The sequence below is a fragment of the Streptomyces tsukubensis genome, assembly GCF_003932715.1.
GTDB classification, from domain to species: Bacteria; Actinomycetota; Actinomycetes; order Streptomycetales; family Streptomycetaceae; genus Streptomyces; species Streptomyces tsukubensis.
Window position 1 is genome coordinate 6,176,811 of sequence record NZ_CP020700.1, and the last position, 18,504, is coordinate 6,195,314.

Sequence of the window (18,504 nt, forward strand, 5' to 3'; positions counted from 1 at the left end):
AAACGTTCCAGCGATGGGACTCAGGACACATCCGGCCAGAACCTTGTATTTGCGGAGATAAGGCTCCATTGTCCGGGACCGCCCCGGCCGGGCCCCGGCGGCGGGCCTATTCTGGGGCCCGCCGGGCCCGCGACGCCCCGCGGCTGTGCCCGTGCCCGTGCGGGACGCCGTACGGGCCCTGCACGCCCCCGAACCAGACCCCGCATCCGTCAGGGGCGGATGGAGAGCCCAGGTGACCTACGCGTGAGCCCGACCGAACCGAGCCCTCAGGAAGGCCCGGCCGCCGGGCGGATCCCCGTCCTGGTACTCGCCGGATTCCTCGGCTCCGGGAAGACGACCCTCCTCAACCATCTGCTGCGCAGCTCCCGCGGCACCCGGATCGGGGCGATCGTCAACGACTTCGGGTCCATTGAGATCGACGCCATGACGGTGGCCGGGCAGCTCGGGGACTCCACGGTCTCTCTGGGCAACGGCTGCCTCTGCTGTGCCGTCGACGCAAGCGAACTGGACGTCTTCCTGGAACGGCTCACCCGGCCCGCCGCCCGGCTCGATGTGATCGTCATCGAGGCCAGCGGCCTCGCCGAGCCGCAGGAACTCGTCCGGATGCTGCTGGCCAGCGACAATGAGCGGATCGTCTACGGAGGACTGGTCGAGGTCGTCGACGCGGCCGAGTACGAGGCCACCCGCGAGCGGCATCCGGAGCTGGACCGCCATCTCGGCATCGCCGATCTGGTGGTGCTCAACAAGACCGACCGTATCGACGGCGGCGAGCGGGAGAAGCTGCGGGCGGTGATCGGGACGCGGCTCGGCCCGGGCGCGGCGGTCGTCGAGTCGGTGTACGGGCGGGTCGATCCCGAGCTGTTCTTCGAGCCCCGGCCCGCCTCGGAACGCGTCGGGCAGCTCGCCTTCGACGATCTCCTCCACGACGAGCACGAGCAGGGCGCCGGGGGTGATCACGGCACGCATCTGCACGCCGCCTACGAGTCCGTCGCCTTTACCGCGCACCGGCCGATGCACCCCCGGCGCCTGCTCGACCTGCTCGACTCCCGCCCCGGCGGTCTCTACCGGATCAAGGGGTACGTGGACTTCGGGCCGGCCGACCCGGACCGCCGGTACGCGATCCACGCCGTCGGCCGCTTTCTGCGCTTCACGCCCGAGCCCTGGCCCCGGGACGCCCCGCGCCGCACCGATCTGGTGCTCATCGGCTCAGGTATCGACGGCCCGGCCCTGCTCGGCGGACTGGAGACGGCCCGGCGCACCGGCACGGACGCGGCACCCGACGAGCGGAGCATGTGGGGTGTGCTGCGGTACGTTCCCGAGCCCGCAGACCCCTCCGACGGAACCGACGGCACTGACGCCGCCGACGCCGCCGCCGATACCACAGGGGAGTATCAGGAGCCCGACGCGTCGTACGAGGGCTACCGCTAGCCGGTGCTCCGGGCGGCGGGGTGTACGGGCCGAACCCGGCCCGTACATCCCCGCACGCCTCCGGGGGATCAGAGCGCCGGGCCCGCCAGCACCGCGACGGACGACACCGGCGGGGTGCCCGATCCGTCCCGGCGCGGGTCCGGGTCGGGCAGTGCGGCGGGCGTCCCGTTCTGCTGGGCCGCCCGGGCCGGGGCCCCGCCGGCCCAGGCCAGCAGCAGCACGTCCTCGCCCTTCAGGAACCGCTGGCAGCGCACACCACCGGTGGCCCGCCCCTTGCGGGGGTACTGGTCGAACGGGGTCAGCTTGACCGTGGTGACCGAATCGTCCAGGGCGCCGGTCGAACCGGCGGCCGTGAACACCACCGCGTCCGCCGCCGGGTCGACCGCGGCGAAGGAGAGAACCACGGCACCCTGCCCCAGCTTGATCCCGGCCATACCGCCCGCGGCCCGGCCCTGCGGACGGACCTGCGAGGCCTGGAAGCGCAGCAACTGGGCGTCGGAGGTGATGAAGACCAGATCCTCCTCACCGGTACGCAGTTCGCTGCCGCCGACGATCCGGTCGCCGTCCTTGAGGGCCATCACCTCCAGCTCGTCCTTGTTCGCCGGATAGTCCGGCACCACCCGCTTGACCACACCCTGGACGGTGCCGAGGGCCAGCCCGGGGGAGTCCTCCGCGAGCGTCGTCAGACAGACCACGGTCTCGTCCGTCTCCAGCGACAGGAACTCGGAGAGCTGCGCACCGCCGGAGAGGTTCGGCGCCGACACCGTCTGCGGCAGCTGCGGCAGGTCGATCACCGCCAGCCGCAGCAGGCGTCCGGCCGAGGTCACCACGCCGATATCGCCGCGCGCGGTCGCCGCGACCGACGAAACGATCAGATCGTGCCTGGCCCGCTTCTCGGCCGGCTCCGGCAGCGGGTCACCGCTCGCCGTCCTGGCCAGCAGGCCCGTCGACGACAGAAGCACCCGGCAGGGGTCGTCCGCGACCTCCAGCGGCACCGCGGCGACCGGGACGGCCCCCGACTCCAGCAGGACCGTCCGCCGCTCGGTGGCGTACTTCTTGCCCACCGCGGCCAGTTCGGCGGAGACCAGCTTCCGCAGCTCGGCGTCCGACTCCAGGATCGCGGTCAGCTCGTCGATCTCGGCCGTGAGCCGGTCCCGCTCGCTCTCCAGCTCGATCCGGTCGAACTTGGTCAGCCGGCGCAGCGGGGTGTCCAGGATGTACTGCGTCTGGGTCTCGGACAGCGAGAACCGCGCCATCAGGCGCTCCTTGGCCTGCGCCGAGTTCTCGCTGGAGCGGATGAGCCGGATCACCTCGTCGATATCGACCAGGGCGGTCAGCAGGCCCTCCACCAGATGCAGCCGGTCGCGCCGCTTGCTCCGGCGGAACTCGCTGCGCCGCCGCACCACGGTGAAGCGGTGGTCGAGATAGACCTCCAGCAGCTCCTTCAGCCCCAGCGTCAGCGGCTGGCCGTCGACCAGGGCGACATTGTTGATGCCGAAGGACTCCTCCATCGGCGTCAGCTTGTAGAGCTGCTCCAGCACGGCCTCGGGCACGAAGCCGTTCTTGACCTCGATGACGAGACGCAGCCCGTGGGCCCGGTCGGTCAGGTCCTTGACGTCCGCGATGCCCTGGAGCCGCTTGGCGCCGACCAGGTCCTTGATCTTGGCGATGACCTTCTCGGGGCCGACGGTGAACGGCAGTTCGGTGACGACCAGGCCCTTGCGGCGCGGGGTGACGTCCTCCACGGTCACGGTGGCCCGGATCTTGAACGTGCCCCGGCCGGTCTCGTACGCGTCGCGGATGCCCGCCAGTCCCACGATCCGGCCGCCGGTCGGCAGATCGGGCCCCGGCACGTACCGCATGAGGGTTTCCAGGTCGGCGCCCGGGTGGCGGATCAGATGGCGCGCGGCCGCGACGACCTCGCCCAGATTGTGCGGCGGCATATTCGTCGCCATGCCGACCGCGATCCCGGAAGCGCCGTTGACCAGGAGGTTCGGATACGCGGCTGGGAGCGCAACCGGCTCCTGCTCCTGGCCGTCGTAGTTCGGGGCGAAGTCGACCGTGTCCTCGTCGATGGACTCGGTCATCAGGGACGTCGCGTCGGCCATCCGGCACTCGGTGTACCGCATGGCGGCCGGGGGGTCGTCATTGCCGAGGGAGCCGAAGTTCCCGTGGCCGTCGACCAGGGGGAGGCGCATGGAGAAGGGCTGCGCCATCCGCACCAGCGCATCGTAGATCGACTGGTCGCCGTGGGGGTGGAGGCGGCCCATGACCTCACCGACGACCCGGGCGCACTTCACATAGCCGCGGTCCGGGCGCAGCCCCATCTCGTTCATCTGGTACACGATCCGGCGCTGCACCGGCTTCATTCCGTCGCGGGCGTCCGGCAGGGCCCGGGAGTAGATGACCGAGTACGCATACTCAAGGAAGGAGCCCTGCATCTCGTCGACGACGTCGATGTCGAGGATCCGCTCCTCGAAGTCATCGGGCGGCGGGGTTTTGGTGCTGCGGCGGGCCATCGCGGCTCCTGCTCCTTCACGACCGGTCGGGTTCTGATGCCGACCATTGTGGACCGTGGCACCGACAACCCCGACCACCCCCCGCGAACACGCCCCGCGCGGGCGCACGGCGGCGCGCTCCGCTGCGGGCCCGCGCGCCGCGACTTCGCCCAGCGCGAACGAGCAGGCGGGCCGGAACTTCGCCACCTGTCAGCGCGCTTGCATACAGTGGCAGTCCTGGGGGGACCAGCTACAGCATCGCGATCGAAGGGACGTACATGCCCATGGGTCACACGGCCACAGCGCAGGCCGGTTCTGGCGGCCTGACAGCTACGGAGCACCGCCTGGCCAACGGCCTGCGCGTGGTGCTCTCCGAGGACCACCTGACCCCGGTCGCCGCGGTCTGCCTCTGGTACGACGTGGGCTCGCGCCACGAGGTGAAGGGCCGCACCGGCCTGGCCCACCTCTTCGAGCACCTGATGTTCCAGGGGTCGAAGCAGGTGCAGGGGAACGGCCACTTCGAACTGGTCCAGGGCGCCGGCGGCTCGCTCAACGGCACCACCAGCTTCGAGCGCACCAACTACTTCGAGACCATGCCCACCCATGAGCTGGAGCTGGCGCTCTGGCTGGAGGCGGACCGCATGGGCTCGCTGCTGGCCGCCCTCGACGACGAGTCGATGGAGAACCAGCGGGACGTCGTGAAGAACGAACGCCGCCAGCGGTACGACAACGTTCCGTACGGCACCGCGTTCGAGAAGCTGACCGCCCTCGCCTACCCGGAGGGCCACCCGTACCACCACACGCCCATCGGCTCCATGGCGGATCTCGACGCGGCGACCCTGGAGGACGCCCGCGCCTTCTTCCGCACCTACTACGCGCCGAACAACGCGGTGCTGTCGGTCGTCGGCGACATCGACCCGGAGCAGACCCTCGCCTGGGTCGAGAAGTACTTCGGCTCCATCCCCTCCCACGACGGCAAGCAGCCGCCGCGCGACGGCGCCCTGCCCGACGTCATGGGGCGGCAGCTGCGCGAGGTCGTCGAGGAGGACGTGCCCGCCCGCGCCCTGATGGCCGCCTACCGCCTCCCGCACGACGGCAGCCGCGCATGCGACGCCGTCGACGTCGCCCTGACCGTCCTCGGCGGCGGGGAGTCCTCCCGGCTCCACAACCGCCTGGTGCGCCGGGACCAGACCGCCGTCGCGGCCGGTTTCGGACTGCTGAGGCTGGCCGGGGCGCCGTCGCTGGGCTGGCTGGACGTGAAGACGTCCGGCGGGGTCGAGGTGGCGCAGATCGAAGCCGCCGTCGACGAGGAGCTGGCGCGGTTCGCCGCCGAGGGGCCGACGGACGAGGAGATGGAGCGGGCCCAGGCCCAGCTGGAGCGCGAGTGGCTGGACCGGCTGGGCACGGTCGCGGGCCGCGCCGACGAACTCTGCCGCTACGCGGTCCTCTTCGGCGACCCGCAGCTCGCCCTCACGGCCGTCCGGCGGGTGCTCTCCGTCACCGCCGACGAGGTGCGCGAGATCGCCGCGGCGCGGCTGCGCCCCGACAACCGGGCGGTGCTGGTGTACGAACCGGTGCCCGGCACCGAGGGGGAGACGGACGGGGACGCCGAGGGCGCCGCCGCCGACCGCAACGACAACGACGCAGAAGAGGGGGCGGACCAGTGACCGACGCCACCGAGCCGCTGATCACGATGGACTTCCACCCCCGGCCCGCCTCCGGGGAGCCCACCCCGTGGGCCTTCCCGGCCCCCGACCGCGGAACGCTGCCCAACGGGCTGACCGTTCTGCGCTGTCACCGCCCCGGCCAGCAGGTCGTGGCCGTGGAGATCAACCTCGACGCCCCGCTCGGCGCCGAGCCCGACGGTCTGGACGGCATCGCCACCATCATGGCCCGGGCTCTGTCCGAGGGCACCGACAAGCGGTCCGCCGAGGAGTTCGCCGCCGAGCTGGAGCGCTGCGGCGCCACCCTCGACGCCCACGCCGACCACCCCGGTGTCCGGGTCTCCCTGGAGGTGCCGGTCTCCCGGCTGCCCAAGGCCCTCGGGCTGCTCGCCGAGGCGCTGCGCGCGCCCGCGTTCGACGACGGCGAGATCAAGCGGCTGGTACGGAACCGGCTGGACGAGATCCCGCACGAGACGGCCAACCCGGGCCGCCGCGCCGCCAAGGAGCTGTACCGCAGCCTCTTCCCGGCGTCGCTGCGGATGTCCCGCCCCCGGCAGGGGACGGAGGAGACGGTGGCCCGGATCGACTCCGCCGGGGTCCGGGCGTTCTACGAGGCCCATGTGCGGCCCGCGACCGCCACGGCGGTCGTCGTCGGCGACCTGACCGGTGTGGACCTCGACGCGCTGCTCGCGGAGACCCTCGGCACCTGGCAGGGCGACACGGTGGCGGCCCGTGCACAGCCGGAGATCACCGCCGACGACAGCGGCCGCGTGATCATCGTGGACCGGCCGGGCGCGGTGCAGACCCAGCTGCTCATCGGCCGGATCGGCGCCGACCGGCACGACCGGGTCTGGCCGGCCCAGGTGCTCGGCACGTACTGCCTCGGCGGCACCCTCACCTCCCGGCTCGACCGGGTGCTCCGCGAGGAGAAGGGGTACACCTACGGCGTCCGGGCCTTCGCGCAGGTGCTGTGCTCCGCCCCGGACGGTTCGGGCGCCGCGCTGCTGGGCATCAGCGGCTCGGTCGACACCCCCAACACCGGCCCGGCGCTGGAGGACCTCTGGCAGGTTCTGCGCACCCTCGCCGAGGGCGGACTGACGGACGCCGAGCGCGATGTCGCCGTACAGAACCTGGTCGGGGTCGCCCCGCTGCGGTACGAGACGGCGGCGTCGGTCGCGGGCACCCTCGCGGACCAGGTGGAGCAGCACCTTCCGGACGACTTCCAGGGGCAGTTGTACGCCCGTCTGGCACAGACCGGGACGGTCGAGGCCACCGCGGCGGTCGTCAGCGCGTTCCCCGTGGACCGGCTGGTGACCGTGCTCGTCGGTGACGCCTCCGAGATCGCCGGGCCCGTCCGGGCGCTGGGCATCGGGGAAGTGACGGTGGTGAAGGGCTGACGGACCGGCAGCCGTACGGGTGGGCCGGGCCGGTCGGTCCGGTGGCCCGGCGGCACGCGGTTCGGCAGTGCCGGTGGTACGGGCGGAGCCCCGGGCGTTGCGCGTTGGTGCGCCGCGCCCGGGGCTCCGCTCCGTCAGCTGTCCGTTTTGGTGGGAAGTTGACCGGCATGGGCTGTGGCATGAGCAACAAAGAAGCCCGTTTGTTTGGTGATCGACATGCCGCCCGCCTAGCGTCGATCCGGCTGTTCGCCTGCAGGCGCCGCAAACCGCGGCACGGACAGCCATCGCCGAGTCCCCGCCGGGCGCGAGCCCTGGGGAGCCGGGGACCCATGTCCCCACCGGGGTGAATCGGACCCTTCGCAGCCCGCGGAGGAGCCGTAGGAGACCTTCCTCTCTCCGAACCCGTCAGCTAACCCGGTAGGCGAGAAGGAAGGAAAGGACCAGCCTCTCCATGGCGTTTGCCCGAACCAGTGGGAAGCACCGTGGCCCGAGCCGGATGACGCGCCGCAGCGCGAGCATCGCCGGAGCCGCGACCCTCGCCACCACCGGCGTCATCGGCACCCTCGCCGCCCCCGCGTTCGCCTCCGACGGCGACGGCCGGGAGCAGAACGGCGACCCGGGCACCCTGAGCGCCGAGGACACGGGCACCCTTCAGATCCTCGCCGCCGAGCAGCCCGGCACCCTGCAGCCGCTCTCCGCGTCGGATTCGCTCTCCGGCCAGGTCGCCGACCAGGCCCACGCCCAGAAGCAGCAGGCCGTGGCCCGTGCGCAGGCGGAGGCGGAGGCCAAGCGCGAGGCCGAGGCGCGGGCCGAGGCCGAGCGGGAGGCCCGTGAGCGCGCCGCCCGTGACGCCGAGCGCAAGCGGCTGCTCAACACCTGGACGTCCCCCGTCGAGGGTTCGGACGTCACCACCTCCTACCGGGCCAACAGCGCGCTCTGGTCCTCCGGTACGCACACCGGCATCGACTTCCACGCCTCGACCGGGACGAAGATCGTGTCCGTGGGCGCGGGCACCGTCGTCGAGGCGGGCTGGGGCGGGGCCTACGGCTACAACGTCGTCATCGAGATGCGCGACGGCTCGTACACCCAGTACGCGCATCTGTCGTCGCTCTCCGTCTCCGCCGGGCAGACCGTGATGCCCGGCCAGCAGATCGGCCGCGCGGGCTCCACCGGGAACTCCACCGGGGCGCACCTCCACTTCGAGGTCCGCACCGGCGCGGAGTACGGCTCGGACGTCGACCCGGTCTCGTATCTGCGCGGAAAGGGCGTCAGGGTCTGACCTCCCGGGTCCGCCCGCCCCGCTTGTATCGGGCGTAGCCGCTCCTCGGCTTTCTCGCCTGTTTTCGCTCGTTTCGCAGTGCCCCGGCGCCCGGCGCCGGGGCACTGCGCGTTTCGGCCTGCCGTGTTTCCCGGTGGCCGGAAGATATCCACGGTTTATCGGGGGCTGTCGGAATTTCCGGGTGCCTGGCATAGAGTCGTTCGGTAAATGCGAGCGGCTGCATTCCGTCGCTTCGTCCGGATCACAGCGGAGGTACGGGTATGCGGGTTCCCGCGCAATCGGTCTGCAGGGCGATTCGCGACGACATCGTCTCCGGGGTCTTCCCGCGCGGCGGTCGGCTGGCGGAGGAACAGCTCGCCCGGCGGTACGGGGTCTCCCGGGTGCCGGTCCGGGAAGCGCTGCGGACCCTGGAGTCGGAGGGTTTTGTCACCACCCGGCGCCATGCGGGGGCGTGTGTCGCCGAACCCACCGAGCAGGAGGCCGCCGATCTGCTGGAGATCCGGGCGCTGCTGGAGCCGCTGGCGGCGGCCCGGGCCGCCCGGCACCGTACGGAGGCGCATCTCAAGGTGCTGCGCGGTCTGGTGCGGCTCGGGCAGGAGCGGGCGGCCCGGGGCCAGGTGGGAGAGTTGCGGTCGCTGGACGGCTGGTTCCACGAGACGCTCGCCCAGGCGTCCGCAGGCTCCGGGCTGATCGCGCTGCTGCTGCCGTTGCGCCGGAAGATCGCCTGGATGTACGCGGTGGAGCCGGCGGCCCGGCGGCCCGTGGAGTCGTGGGCCGAGCACGGGGCGATCGTGGACGCCGTGGGGCGGCGGGACCCGGAGCGGGCACGGGCGCTGGCGGTGCTGCACATGGAGCGGGCGGTTGATGCGTACCGGCTGCGCTTCGCGGAGCGGGAATCGGGGGGCCGTGACGCGGGGGCGGGCGCCGGATCGACCGCCGGGGCGGGCGCCGCGGTCCGCCGCTGACCCGGAGTCCGGCAACATTCCGTCAACACAACATGCGATCGCATTTAACACGGGCGCGGTAGAAAAGAGCGGGGGCTATTCTTTTCCCCGGGTCTTCGGTGTTCCAGGAGTGGTCCGACGGGATTTCCCGTACCGGATTCCCGGGTGGGATCGGCGTGGGGTTATTGGGGTTATTCAGGCTTTCCCGGGCGGCTTCGGGGGCAGGGTGATCACCTGCGCGGTGTGCAGCCCTGTGCGGTGTGCGGTTCTCGGTGTGCGGCGGGAAAAGGAACAGGCGCCGATCCCGGCCGGGGGATCGGCGCCTGAGTTCCGGGACCGCGGCGAGGCGCGGCCGGGCCATGCGGCGGAGTCGGCTCAGACCGTCTCCGGAAGCTCCTCAAGCCCTTCGGCGACGAGCTTCGCCAGCTTGTCCAGGGCGGCGTCCGCACCTTCGGCGTCGGAAGCGAGGACGATCTCCTCGCCACCCTGGGCACCCAGACCCAGCACGGCGAGCATGGAGGCCGCGTTGACCGGGGAGCCGTCGGCCTTGGCGATCGTCACCGGGACACCGGAAGCCGTGGCGGCCCGGACGAAGATGGAAGCGGGGCGGGCGTGCAGGCCCTCGGCCCAGCCGACGTTGACGCGGCGCTCAGCCATGGTGTTGCCCTTCACGTTCAGTGGTTGTCTAGACCAGTTCCCGGTCAGTGTCTCACGGCGCCCCCGGTGCTCGTGCCGCCTCGGGGACGGGCCCGTGCACCCCTAGATTGCCCCGCCCCGCCCCCCGTCGCGAGCCGTGACCGGACGGCTGCGTCCGGCGAACGCCGGGACGAGCCCGCCGTGCTCCGCGGGCGCGCCGTACGCTTTCTGCCATGCAGACCGAGCGGGGCGCCGAGCGGGACGAGAGCCGGGACAACGGACCGGGAGCGGGGCCGGGGGCGGGCACCGCGGGGCCGGAGCCCGGCGCGGCCGGGCCCGGCCGGCCGGCCGCGGCCGAGCACGCCTACCCCGACCACTGGGAGGCCGACGTCGTCCTGCGGGACGGGGCGACCGCCCGGATCCGGCCCATCACCGCCGCGGACGGCGACCGGCTGGTCAGCTTCTACGAACAGGTGTCGGACGAGTCGAAGTACTACCGCTTCTTCGCGCCCTACCCCCATCTGTCGGCCAAGGACGTCCACCGCTTCACCCACCACGACTTCGTCGACCGGGTGGGGCTCGCCGTCACCGTCGGAGGCGAGTTCATCGCGACCGTCCGCTACGACCGGATCGACCGCACCGGGCGGCCCGCGAGCGCGCCCGCCGACGGCGCGGAGGTGGCGTTCCTGGTCCAGGACGCACACCAGGGGCGGGGGATCGCCTCGACGATGCTGGAGCACATCGCCGCCGTCGCCCGGGAGCGCGGCATCCGCCGGTTCGCGGCGGAAGTGCTCCCCGCCAACAACAAGATGATCAAAGTCTTCCGGGACGCCGGATACACACAGCGGCGCAGCTTCGAGGACGGCACGGTCCATCTCACCCTCGACCTCGAACCCACCGCGGAGTCCGTCGCGGTCCAGCGCGCCCGCGAGCACCGGGCCGAGGCCCGGTCCGTGCAGCGGCTCCTCGCACCGCGCGGCGTCGCGGTCGTCGGGGTCGGCCGGGCACCCGGGGGACTGGGACGGACGGTGCTGCGCGATCTGATCGCCGCCGGGTACACCGGCCGTACGTACGCGGTGAACCGCGCGTTCCCCGCGGACCGGCGGGAGATCGACGGCGTGCCCGCGTACCGCTCCGTCCGCGAGATCACCGGCCGGGAGGGCGCGGAGTCCGGGTCGCCGGTGGACCTCGCGGTCGTCGCGGTGCCCGCCGAGCGGGTGCCGGACGTCGTGACCGACTGCGGCGAGGCCGGGGTACGGGGACTGGTCGTGCTCAGCGCCGGATACGCGGAGAGCGGGGCGGCCGGACGGGCGCGCCAGCGCGAGCTGGTCCGCCGGGCCCGTTCGTACGGGATGCGGATCATCGGCCCGAACTCCTTCGGCGTCATCAACAACGCGGAGGCGGTACGCCTCAACGCCTCCCTCGCGCCGTACGCTCCGGCTCCCGGCCGGATCGGGCTCTTCACCCAGTCCGGGGCGATCGGCATCGCGCTGCTGGCGGCGCTGCACCGGCGCGGGGCGGGACTCCCCGGCGGGGCCGCTCCCGCCGGGCCCACCGGTGCTGCCGGTCCGGCCGGTCCGGCTGGTCCGGCTGGTCTCTCGACGTTTGTGTCGTCCGGCAACCGGGCGGACGTCTCCGGCAACGACATCCTCCAGTACTGGTACGAGGACCCGGACACCGATGTCGCCCTGCTCTACCTGGAGTCCATCGGCAACCCCCGCAAGTTCACCCGGCTGGCCCGGCGCACGGCCGCGGTGAAACCGGTCGTCGTGGTCAAGGGCGCCCGCCACAGCGGCAGCGAACCGCCGGGGCACGCCGTGCCGGTCGCGAGGATCCCGGACGCGGCCGTCGACGCGCTGCTGCGGCAGGCCGGTGTCATCAGGGTCGACACGGTCACCGAGCTGGTCGACGTCGGCCTCCTGCTGGCGGGCCAGCCGCTGCCCGGCGGGCCGCGCGTGGCGATCCTCGGGAACTCCGAATCCCTCGGCCTCCTCACGTACGACGCCTGCCTCGCGGAGGGCCTGCGTCCGCTGCCGCCGCTCGACCTGACGACGGGGGCCACCCCCGCCCACTTCCGGGCGGCCCTGGTCCGGGCCCTCGCGGCCGACGACTGCGACGCGGTCGTGGTCACGGCGATCCCCTGGGTGCGCGAGAGCGGTACGGACGAATCCGGCGACGGCGAGGAACTCGCCGGGGCGCTGCGGGCGGCGGCCACGGCCGCGCCCGGGAAGCCGGTCGTGGTCGTCCAGGTCGAACTGGGCGGCCTGACGGGCGCGCTCGCCTCGGGCGGCGGGCCCGCTGCGGGTGGCCGGGGTGCCGGGACGTTCGCGCCACCCGGGTACGACGGCTCCCCGGCTCCTTCCGCCGGTGCCGGTGCCTCCGGCGGGACCCGTGCCCCGGGTGACCGATCCGGGCGTCCCGGACAGCAGCCGGAGACGGGACCCGTGCCCGGATACCCGGACCCGGAGGCAGACGGGACGGGTGCGGCGCCGGAGGCGGTCGACCGCGCCGGGGCGCCGGGCGGCGCACCGGTCACGGCCGGTGGTGCGGGTGCAGGGACACCGGAGGCCGGACTCTCGGGCACGTCCACCGGGACGAGTGCGGCGGGAGCCGGGCCCGGCGGAACCGATGGCGCCGGGACCGGCGCGGTCGGAGCGGCCGATGGTACGAAGGCGGTTCCAGGAGCCGACGAGAGTACGGGCCCCGGGCGGCCGGCCGTGGCTGCCGCGGACGGTGGTGCCGGTGGTGCGGGGGAGGCCGCCGGAGGTATGGCGGCCGTCTCGGGCGGTGGTGCCGGTGGTGCCGTGGGTGCTGGTGGTTCGGGACGGGCTGCCGGGAAGCCTGAGACCACCGGTGCGCCCGAGGGCAGGGCAGGTGCCCCCACCGGTTCCGGGCGGGGCGATGGCAGGTCCGGGTCCGGGGCGGGTGTCTCCGCCGGTGCGAACCCGGCCGGTGGTGGGTCCGGGGCGAGCGCCTCCGCCGGTGCGAGCCCGGTCGACGGCGAGGCCGGAGGTCCGGCGAGCGTTCCCGGTGAGGAGGCCGGGGTGCGGGGGATTCCCGCGTACCCCGCCGCCGAGCGCGCCGTGCGGGCGCTCGCCGAAGCCGTCAAGTACGGGCAGTGGCGGCGCGAGGCCGCCACCGGCGGGAAGGTCCCCGAGTACGAGGACATCGACGAAGCCGGGGCCGCCGAACTCGTCGGAGGGCTGCTCGCCGGAGAGACCGACGCGCGCGGCATCACCCTCGCGCCCGGGGACGCCCACGCCCTCCTCGCCGCCTACGGGATCCGCGTCGAGCCCGCCCTCCCGGCGCCCGGGCCCGACGAGGCCGTACGCGCCGCCGAACGACTCGGCTACCCCGTGGCGCTCAAGACCACCGCCCCCCATCTACGGCACCGCGCCGACCTCGGTGGCGTACGGCTCGACCTCGGCGGCGAGGCACAGCTGCGCCGCGCCTACCGGGAGCTGACCGAACTGCTCGGCAAGCCCGTCGAGCTCCAGCCGGTCGTCCAGGCCATGGCCCCCCGCGGGGTCGACACCGTCGTCCGTGCCGTCGTCGACCCGGCCGTCGGCCCCTATCTCTCCTTCGGGCTCGCGGGCGTCGCCTCCGAGCTGCTCGGCGACACCGCGCACCGGCTGATTCCGGTCACCGACCGGGATGCCGCCGGGCAGATCCGGAGCATCCGTACCGCCCCCCTCCTCTTCGGCTGGCGCGGCTCCGCCCCCGTCGACACCGCCGCACTCGAACACCTCCTGTTGCGCGTGTCACGGCTGGTGGACGACCATCCGGAGGTCGTCGGCGTCGGTCTGGAGCCGGTGGTCGTATCCCCGGCAGGGCTCTCCGTGCTCGGCGCCTCGGTACGGCTCGCGTCCACCCCCGTACCCACCGATCTCGGCCCGCGCCGACTTCCGAGCTACTGAGCATCCGCTCGGCACCACGAGCGTCCGCCGCCCCCCGGGGCCCGTAGGATGGACCACATGGCGAAGACCGGTACGACGACCCAGGGGCTGCGCGCGGCGATCGAGCGCAGCGGCTACTACCCGGCTCTCGTGGCAGAGGCGGTGGAGGCGGCCGTCGGCGGCGAGCGGATCGTCTCGTACCTGGTCCACCAGGAGACGACGTTCGACGCCAACGAGGTCCGCCGTCATGTGACCGTCCTGGTCCTCACGGGCAACCGTTTCATCGTCAGCCACACCGACGAGCAGGCCGCCGACTCCAGCTCCCCGACGCCGTACGCCACCACGTCCACCGAATCGGTCAAACTCGACCGGATCTCCTCCGTCGTGGTCAGCCGTGTCGTCGCCAACCCCGAGTCGTACACCCCGGGCACCCTGCCCCGCGAGGTCGTCCTCACCATCGGCTGGGGCGCCGTCTCCCGGCTCGACCTGGAGCCCGCCGCCTGCGGCGACCCGAACTGCGACGCCGACCACGGCTACACCGGCAACTCCACCGCCGACGACCTCAGCCTCCGGGTCAGCGAAGCGGGCGACGGCCCGGACACCGTCCGCCAGACGCTGGCCTTCGCCCAGTCGCTCTCCGAGGCCACCGCCGCCACCCCGACGGCGGCCTCCCGCTGATGGTCCAGCCCGACACGGCGGCCTTCTGGCCGGACGATCCGCTGCCGCTGGCGGTCAACAGCGCACCGGTGCCCGAGTACGGCTCCGGATCCCTCGCCGATCTGCTGCCGACGCTCGCCGCCGGGCTCGGAGTGCCCGGTTTCACCGCGGCCATATCCGAACTCGTCCCGGCCGACCGCGTCTGCGTCTTCCTGATCGACGGCCTCGGCTGGGAACAGATCCGGAACCACCCGGAGCACGCCCCGTACCTCCACTCCCTGCTGCACACCTCCCGCGGCGGTACGGGCCGGCCGATCACCGCCGGATTCCCGGCTACCACGGCCACCTCACTGGCCTCCGTCGGCACCGGGCTCCCCCCGGGCCTCCACGGACTCCCGGGGTACTCGGTCCGCAACCCCGCCACCGGCGCCCTGATGAACCAGCTGCGCTGGAAGCCGTACACCGATCCGCACGCCTGGCAGCCCCACCCCACCGTCTTCGGGCTCGCCCACGAGGCCGGGGTCCGTACGGCCCAGGTGTCGTCCCCCCTCTTCGAGACCACCCCGCTGACCCGGATCGCGCTCAGCGGCGGAACGTTCCACGGCAGGCTGAGCGGCGAGGAGCGGATGGACCTCGCGGCCGAGCAGCTCGCCGCCGCCGACCGCTCCCTCGTCTACACCTACTACAGCGACGTCGACGGCATGGGCCACCGCTACGGAGTCGACTCCGACGCCTGGCGCGGACAGCTCGCCCACGCCGACCGGCTGGTCCAGCGGCTCGCCGAGCAGCTGCCGCGCCGTACCGCGCTCTATGTCACCGCCGACCACGGCATGATCGACGTGCCGTTCGACGAGGAGTCGAGGGTCGACTTCGACGAGGACTGGGAGCTGCGCGCCGGGGTCGCCCTGCTGGGCGGCGAGGGCCGGGCCCGTCATGTCTACGCCGTTCCCGGTGCCGCGGCGGATGTGCTGACGGTCTGGCGCGAGGTCCTCGGTGACCGGTTCTGGGTGGCGAGCCGGGAGGAGGCGATCGCGGCGGGCTGGTTCGGTCCGGTCGTCGACGAGCGGGTCCTGGGCCGGATCGGTGATGTGGTCGCCGCCGCCTGCGAGGACCTCGCCATCACCGCGTCCGTCCAGGAGCCCCTGGAGTCGGCGCTGGCCGGAATGCACGGTTCGATGACGCCCGCCGAGCAGCTCGTACCGCTGATCGAAATCCGCTCCTGATCCGAGGCCCGGCCCCGGGATCGGGTTCCGGGACCCGTCTCCGGCACGGGACGCCGTGCCCCGCCCCCGGTCCCGCCCCGTACCGCCCTCCCCTGTTCCACCACTGCCGAAAGGTCCTCAGCAACCCATGTCCGAGCTGGTGTTCTTCTCCGGAACCATGGACTGCGGCAAATCCACCCTCGCCCTCCAGATCGAACACAACCGGTCGGCCCGCGGCCTCCAGGGCATGATCTTCACCCGCAACGACCGTGCGGGCCAGGGCAAGCTGTCCTCCCGGCTCGGACTGGTCACGGATGCCGTCGAGGCCCCGGACGCCTTCGACTTCTACGCCTATCTCGTCGACCGGCTCTCCTCGGGGCTGCGCTGCGACTACGTCATCGCGGACGAGGCGCAGTTCTTCACCCCCGCCCAGATCGACCAGCTGGCCCGGGTCGTGGACGATCTGGAGCTGGACGTCTTCGCCTTCGGCATCACCACCGACTTCCGCTCCAAGCTCTTCCCCGGCTCGCAGCGGCTGGTGGAGCTGGCGGACCGGGTCGAGGTGCTCCAGGTCGAGGCCCTGTGCTGGTGCGGAGCCCGGGCCACGCACAACGCCCGGACCGTCGGCGGCCGGATGGTCGTCGAAGGCGCGCAGGTCGTCGTCGGCGACGTCAACGGCTACGACGAGGACGTCGTCGGATACGAGGTGCTGTGCCGCCGCCACCACCGGCGCCGGATGACGGCGGCGAGCGCCCGGGCCGCCGTGCTCTCCCCCGATGTGCTGCCGGTGGACCAGCCGGTCACCCCCGGACCCTGACGTCCGCCGGGCCCGGGGCATTCCCGGGCCCGGCGGACGTACCGGATCAGCCCGCGGTACGTACGACGGTGAACACCGCGCCCTCCGGGTCGGCCACGGTCGCCGCGCGCCCCCGGTCCCCGTCGGCCGCCGCTTCGACCACCCGGCCGCCCAGCTCCACCACCCGTCCGACGGCCGCGTCCACGTCGTCGACCTCGAACCAGGTCAGCCAGTGGGAGCCGCGGTCGCGCGGCAGCGCCCTGCCGACACCGCGCACCGCGGCCACCGGACGTCCGTCCGCGATCAGCGTCGTCCGGTCGGTGTCCGCCGCCGGATCACGCTGCTCCTCGTAGCCGAAGACCGTCCGGTAGAACTTGACGACCACCGAGGTATCGGCCGTCACCAGCTCGTTCCAGACCGGGGTGCCGTGGGTACCGTGTGCCGCGATGCCCAGATGGCCGGCGGCCTGCCAGAGTCCGAACACCGCGCCTGCGGTGTCCGTGACGATCGCCAGCCGCCCCGCGTCCTCGGCGTCCAGCGGGCCCACGCCGACCGTGCCGCCGCAGCTGCGCAGCTCCTCCGCCGTCCGGTTCACATCCGGGGCCGCCAGATAGGGCGTCCAGGCGACGGGCAGCCTCTGATCGGCGGGCAACCGCCCGATGCCCGCCACCTCCTTGCCGTCGAGCAGTGCGCGGACATAGGGGCCGAGCTGCTGTGGGCCGGGGTGGAACTCCCAGCCGAAGAGCGCTCCGTAGAAATCCGTCGTCGCGTCGGGGTCGTGCACCATCAGACTCACCCAGCAGGGTGTGCCGGGCGCATGCCGAGTCGCCTCGGTCATTGTCAATCTCTCCTCGGACCATCGTGGTGTCCGTGCGGGGGACGGGGCCTTGTGGATCAGGCCCGTGGGCGTGCGCAGCTTTCGTCCGGTGGGTTCCTGGCCGCACGTCCCGTGCGCATGCTTCCACTCCCCGGCAAGGACCACGCCCCGGCCGCGCCGCTTTTGGCGGGTTCCTGCCGGAGGTTGCCCACTTTGGTGAGTTTTAGGGCTTGCGGTGCGCGCCTGTTTCTGCGTGGTACGCCCTCCCGGGGCGCCCCGGGAGACCGGAGGGGCGGCTGTGGGCCAGGATGGCCGTATGACTGAGACACCGACCTCCGTACCCGTGCCGAGTCCGATCATCTCGGCCGCCGGACTTGCCGAGGCGCTCGCCGGACCCCGGCCGCCCGTGGTCCTCGACGTCCGCTACCGGCTGGGCGGGCCGCACGGCCGGCCCGACTACGACGCCGGCCATATCCCCGGTGCCGTCTTCGTCGACCTCGACGCGGAGCTGGCGGGGGTGCCGGGGGAGCGCGGGCGCCATCCGCTGCCCGACGTCGCGGACTTCGGCGCGGTCATGCGGCGGGCCGGGGTGTCGGCCGGGACGCCGGTGGTCGCGTACGACGGACATCTCGGCTGGGGCGCGGCGCGGGCCTGGTGGCTGCTGCGGTGGACCGGGCATGCGGATGTACGGGTGCTGGACGGTGGACTCGCCGCCTGGCGCGGGCCGCTGGAGAAGGACGCCCCGTCGCCGGCGGAAGGCGATTTCGAGCCCCGCCCGGGCGGGCTGCCGCTGCTGACCGCCGACACCGCCGCCGAGCTGGCCCGGACGGGGCTGCTGCTGGACGCCCGGGCGGGCGAGCGGTACCGGGGCGAGGTCGAGCCGATCGACGCGGTCGCCGGGCACATCCCCGGCGCGGTCTCCGCGCCGACCGGTGAGAACGTCGACGGCGACGGGCGTTTTCTGGCGCCCGCGGCGCTCACGGCCCGGTTCGCCGCGCTGGGCGAGGTGGAGCCGGGTGCGCGGGTCGGCGTCTACTGCGGCTCCGGGGTGTCCGGGGCCCAGCAGGCGCTGGCGCTCGAACTCGCCGGATTCGTACCGGCGCTGTACGCGGGCTCCTGGTCGGAGTGGTCCCGCGATCCGGCGCGGCCGGTGGCGACGGGCGCCCAGCCGGGCTGAGCCGCCTCCCGACGCCGCCCGGTGCGCTCCCGGCGTCTGCCGGTGTGTCGTGGCGGCGGTGCGGTGGGCCCGGGTTCTCGCAGGTCCTGCCAGGGGTTCTCCCGGGGATGATG

13 protein-coding genes and 1 riboswitch are annotated in these 18,504 nt (G+C 73.1%); of the genes, 10 read left to right on the forward strand and 3 right to left on the reverse strand.

Features of this window, described 5'->3' with window-relative positions:
• Nucleotides 1-219 precede the first annotated feature (219 nt).
• Nucleotides 220-1,428, forward strand: a complete 1,209-nt coding sequence (locus B7R87_RS25665) for a CobW family GTP-binding protein (RefSeq protein ID WP_045852832.1) — start codon at nucleotides 220-222, stop codon at nucleotides 1,426-1,428.
• A 68-nt stretch (nucleotides 1,429-1,496) separates the two neighbouring features.
• Here the strand turns inward: B7R87_RS25665 and B7R87_RS25670 are convergent, their stop codons facing one another.
• Nucleotides 1,497-3,947 carry a DNA gyrase/topoisomerase IV subunit A gene (locus B7R87_RS25670; protein ID WP_006346132.1) on the reverse strand — a complete coding sequence of 817 codons (2,451 nt, stop codon included), beginning with the start codon at nucleotides 3,945-3,947 and terminating at the stop codon, nucleotides 1,497-1,499.
• Between the two features lie 263 nt (nucleotides 3,948-4,210).
• On the opposite strand from B7R87_RS25670, the gene B7R87_RS25675 reads away from it, so the two are divergent.
• The 4 genes from B7R87_RS25675 (at nucleotide 4,211) to B7R87_RS25690 (ending at nucleotide 9,231) form a co-directional block, all read left to right on the forward strand.
• The gene (locus B7R87_RS25675) at nucleotides 4,211-5,593 is read left to right on the forward strand and encodes a M16 family metallopeptidase (protein ID WP_006346131.1); all 1,383 of its coding nucleotides are present in this window, start codon (nucleotides 4,211-4,213) and stop codon (nucleotides 5,591-5,593) included.
• Nucleotides 5,594-5,619: 26 nt separating this feature from the next.
• Nucleotides 5,620-6,987: a M16 family metallopeptidase gene (locus tag B7R87_RS25680; protein ID WP_040913893.1), complete on the forward strand. Its 1,368-nt coding sequence runs from the start codon at nucleotides 5,620-5,622 to the stop codon at nucleotides 6,985-6,987.
• 275 nt (nucleotides 6,988-7,262) lie between these two features.
• A riboswitch (cyclic di-AMP (ydaO/yuaA leader) is annotated at nucleotides 7,263-7,425 on the forward strand.
• A 13-nt stretch (nucleotides 7,426-7,438) separates the two neighbouring features.
• Nucleotides 7,439-8,266, forward strand: a complete 828-nt coding sequence (locus tag B7R87_RS25685) for a M23 family metallopeptidase (RefSeq protein WP_040913889.1) — start codon at nucleotides 7,439-7,441, stop codon at nucleotides 8,264-8,266.
• A 260-nt stretch (nucleotides 8,267-8,526) separates the two neighbouring features.
• Nucleotides 8,527-9,231 carry a GntR family transcriptional regulator gene (locus B7R87_RS25690; RefSeq protein WP_006346128.1) on the forward strand — a complete coding sequence of 235 codons (705 nt, stop codon included), beginning with the start codon at nucleotides 8,527-8,529 and terminating at the stop codon, nucleotides 9,229-9,231.
• Nucleotides 9,232-9,585: 354 nt separating this feature from the next.
• On the opposite strand, the gene B7R87_RS25695 is transcribed toward B7R87_RS25690, so the two are convergent.
• The gene (locus B7R87_RS25695; RefSeq protein ID WP_040913891.1) at nucleotides 9,586-9,867 is read right to left on the reverse strand and encodes an HPr family phosphocarrier protein; all 282 of its coding nucleotides are present in this window, start codon (nucleotides 9,865-9,867) and stop codon (nucleotides 9,586-9,588) included.
• Between the two features lie 212 nt (nucleotides 9,868-10,079).
• Between B7R87_RS25695 and B7R87_RS25700 the strand changes: the two genes are divergently transcribed.
• The 4 genes from B7R87_RS25700 to B7R87_RS25715 all read left to right on the forward strand — a co-directional run bounded on the left by B7R87_RS25700 (nucleotide 10,080) and on the right by B7R87_RS25715 (nucleotide 16,418).
• Nucleotides 10,080-13,763 (forward strand): bifunctional GNAT family N-acetyltransferase/acetate--CoA ligase family protein, encoded by a 3,684-nt coding sequence (locus B7R87_RS25700; protein WP_130585270.1) that lies wholly within the window; start codon nucleotides 10,080-10,082, stop codon nucleotides 13,761-13,763.
• Nucleotides 13,764-13,820: 57 nt separating this feature from the next.
• Entirely contained in the window at nucleotides 13,821-14,420 is a 600-nt protein-coding gene (locus B7R87_RS25705) for a DUF5998 family protein (RefSeq protein ID WP_006346126.1), read from the forward strand.
• Entirely contained in the window at nucleotides 14,420-15,622 is a 1,203-nt protein-coding gene (locus B7R87_RS25710; RefSeq protein ID WP_006346125.1) for an alkaline phosphatase family protein, read from the forward strand. The genes B7R87_RS25705 and B7R87_RS25710 overlap by 1 nt, the downstream gene beginning before the upstream one ends.
• Nucleotides 15,623-15,749: 127 nt before the next feature.
• The gene (locus tag B7R87_RS25715) at nucleotides 15,750-16,418 is read left to right on the forward strand and encodes a thymidine kinase (RefSeq protein WP_006346124.1); all 669 of its coding nucleotides are present in this window, start codon (nucleotides 15,750-15,752) and stop codon (nucleotides 16,416-16,418) included.
• A 46-nt stretch (nucleotides 16,419-16,464) separates the two neighbouring features.
• Here B7R87_RS25715 and B7R87_RS25720 read toward each other — a convergent pair whose 3' ends face one another.
• Nucleotides 16,465-17,235 carry a VOC family protein gene (locus B7R87_RS25720; protein ID WP_045852830.1) on the reverse strand — a complete coding sequence of 257 codons (771 nt, stop codon included), beginning with the start codon at nucleotides 17,233-17,235 and terminating at the stop codon, nucleotides 16,465-16,467.
• Between the two features lie 295 nt (nucleotides 17,236-17,530).
• On the opposite strand from B7R87_RS25720, the gene B7R87_RS25725 reads away from it, so the two are divergent.
• On the forward strand, nucleotides 17,531-18,391 hold the full coding sequence (locus B7R87_RS25725) for a sulfurtransferase (protein ID WP_045852829.1): 861 nt from the start codon (nucleotides 17,531-17,533) through the stop codon (nucleotides 18,389-18,391).
• Nucleotides 18,392-18,504: the final 113 nt, after the last annotated feature.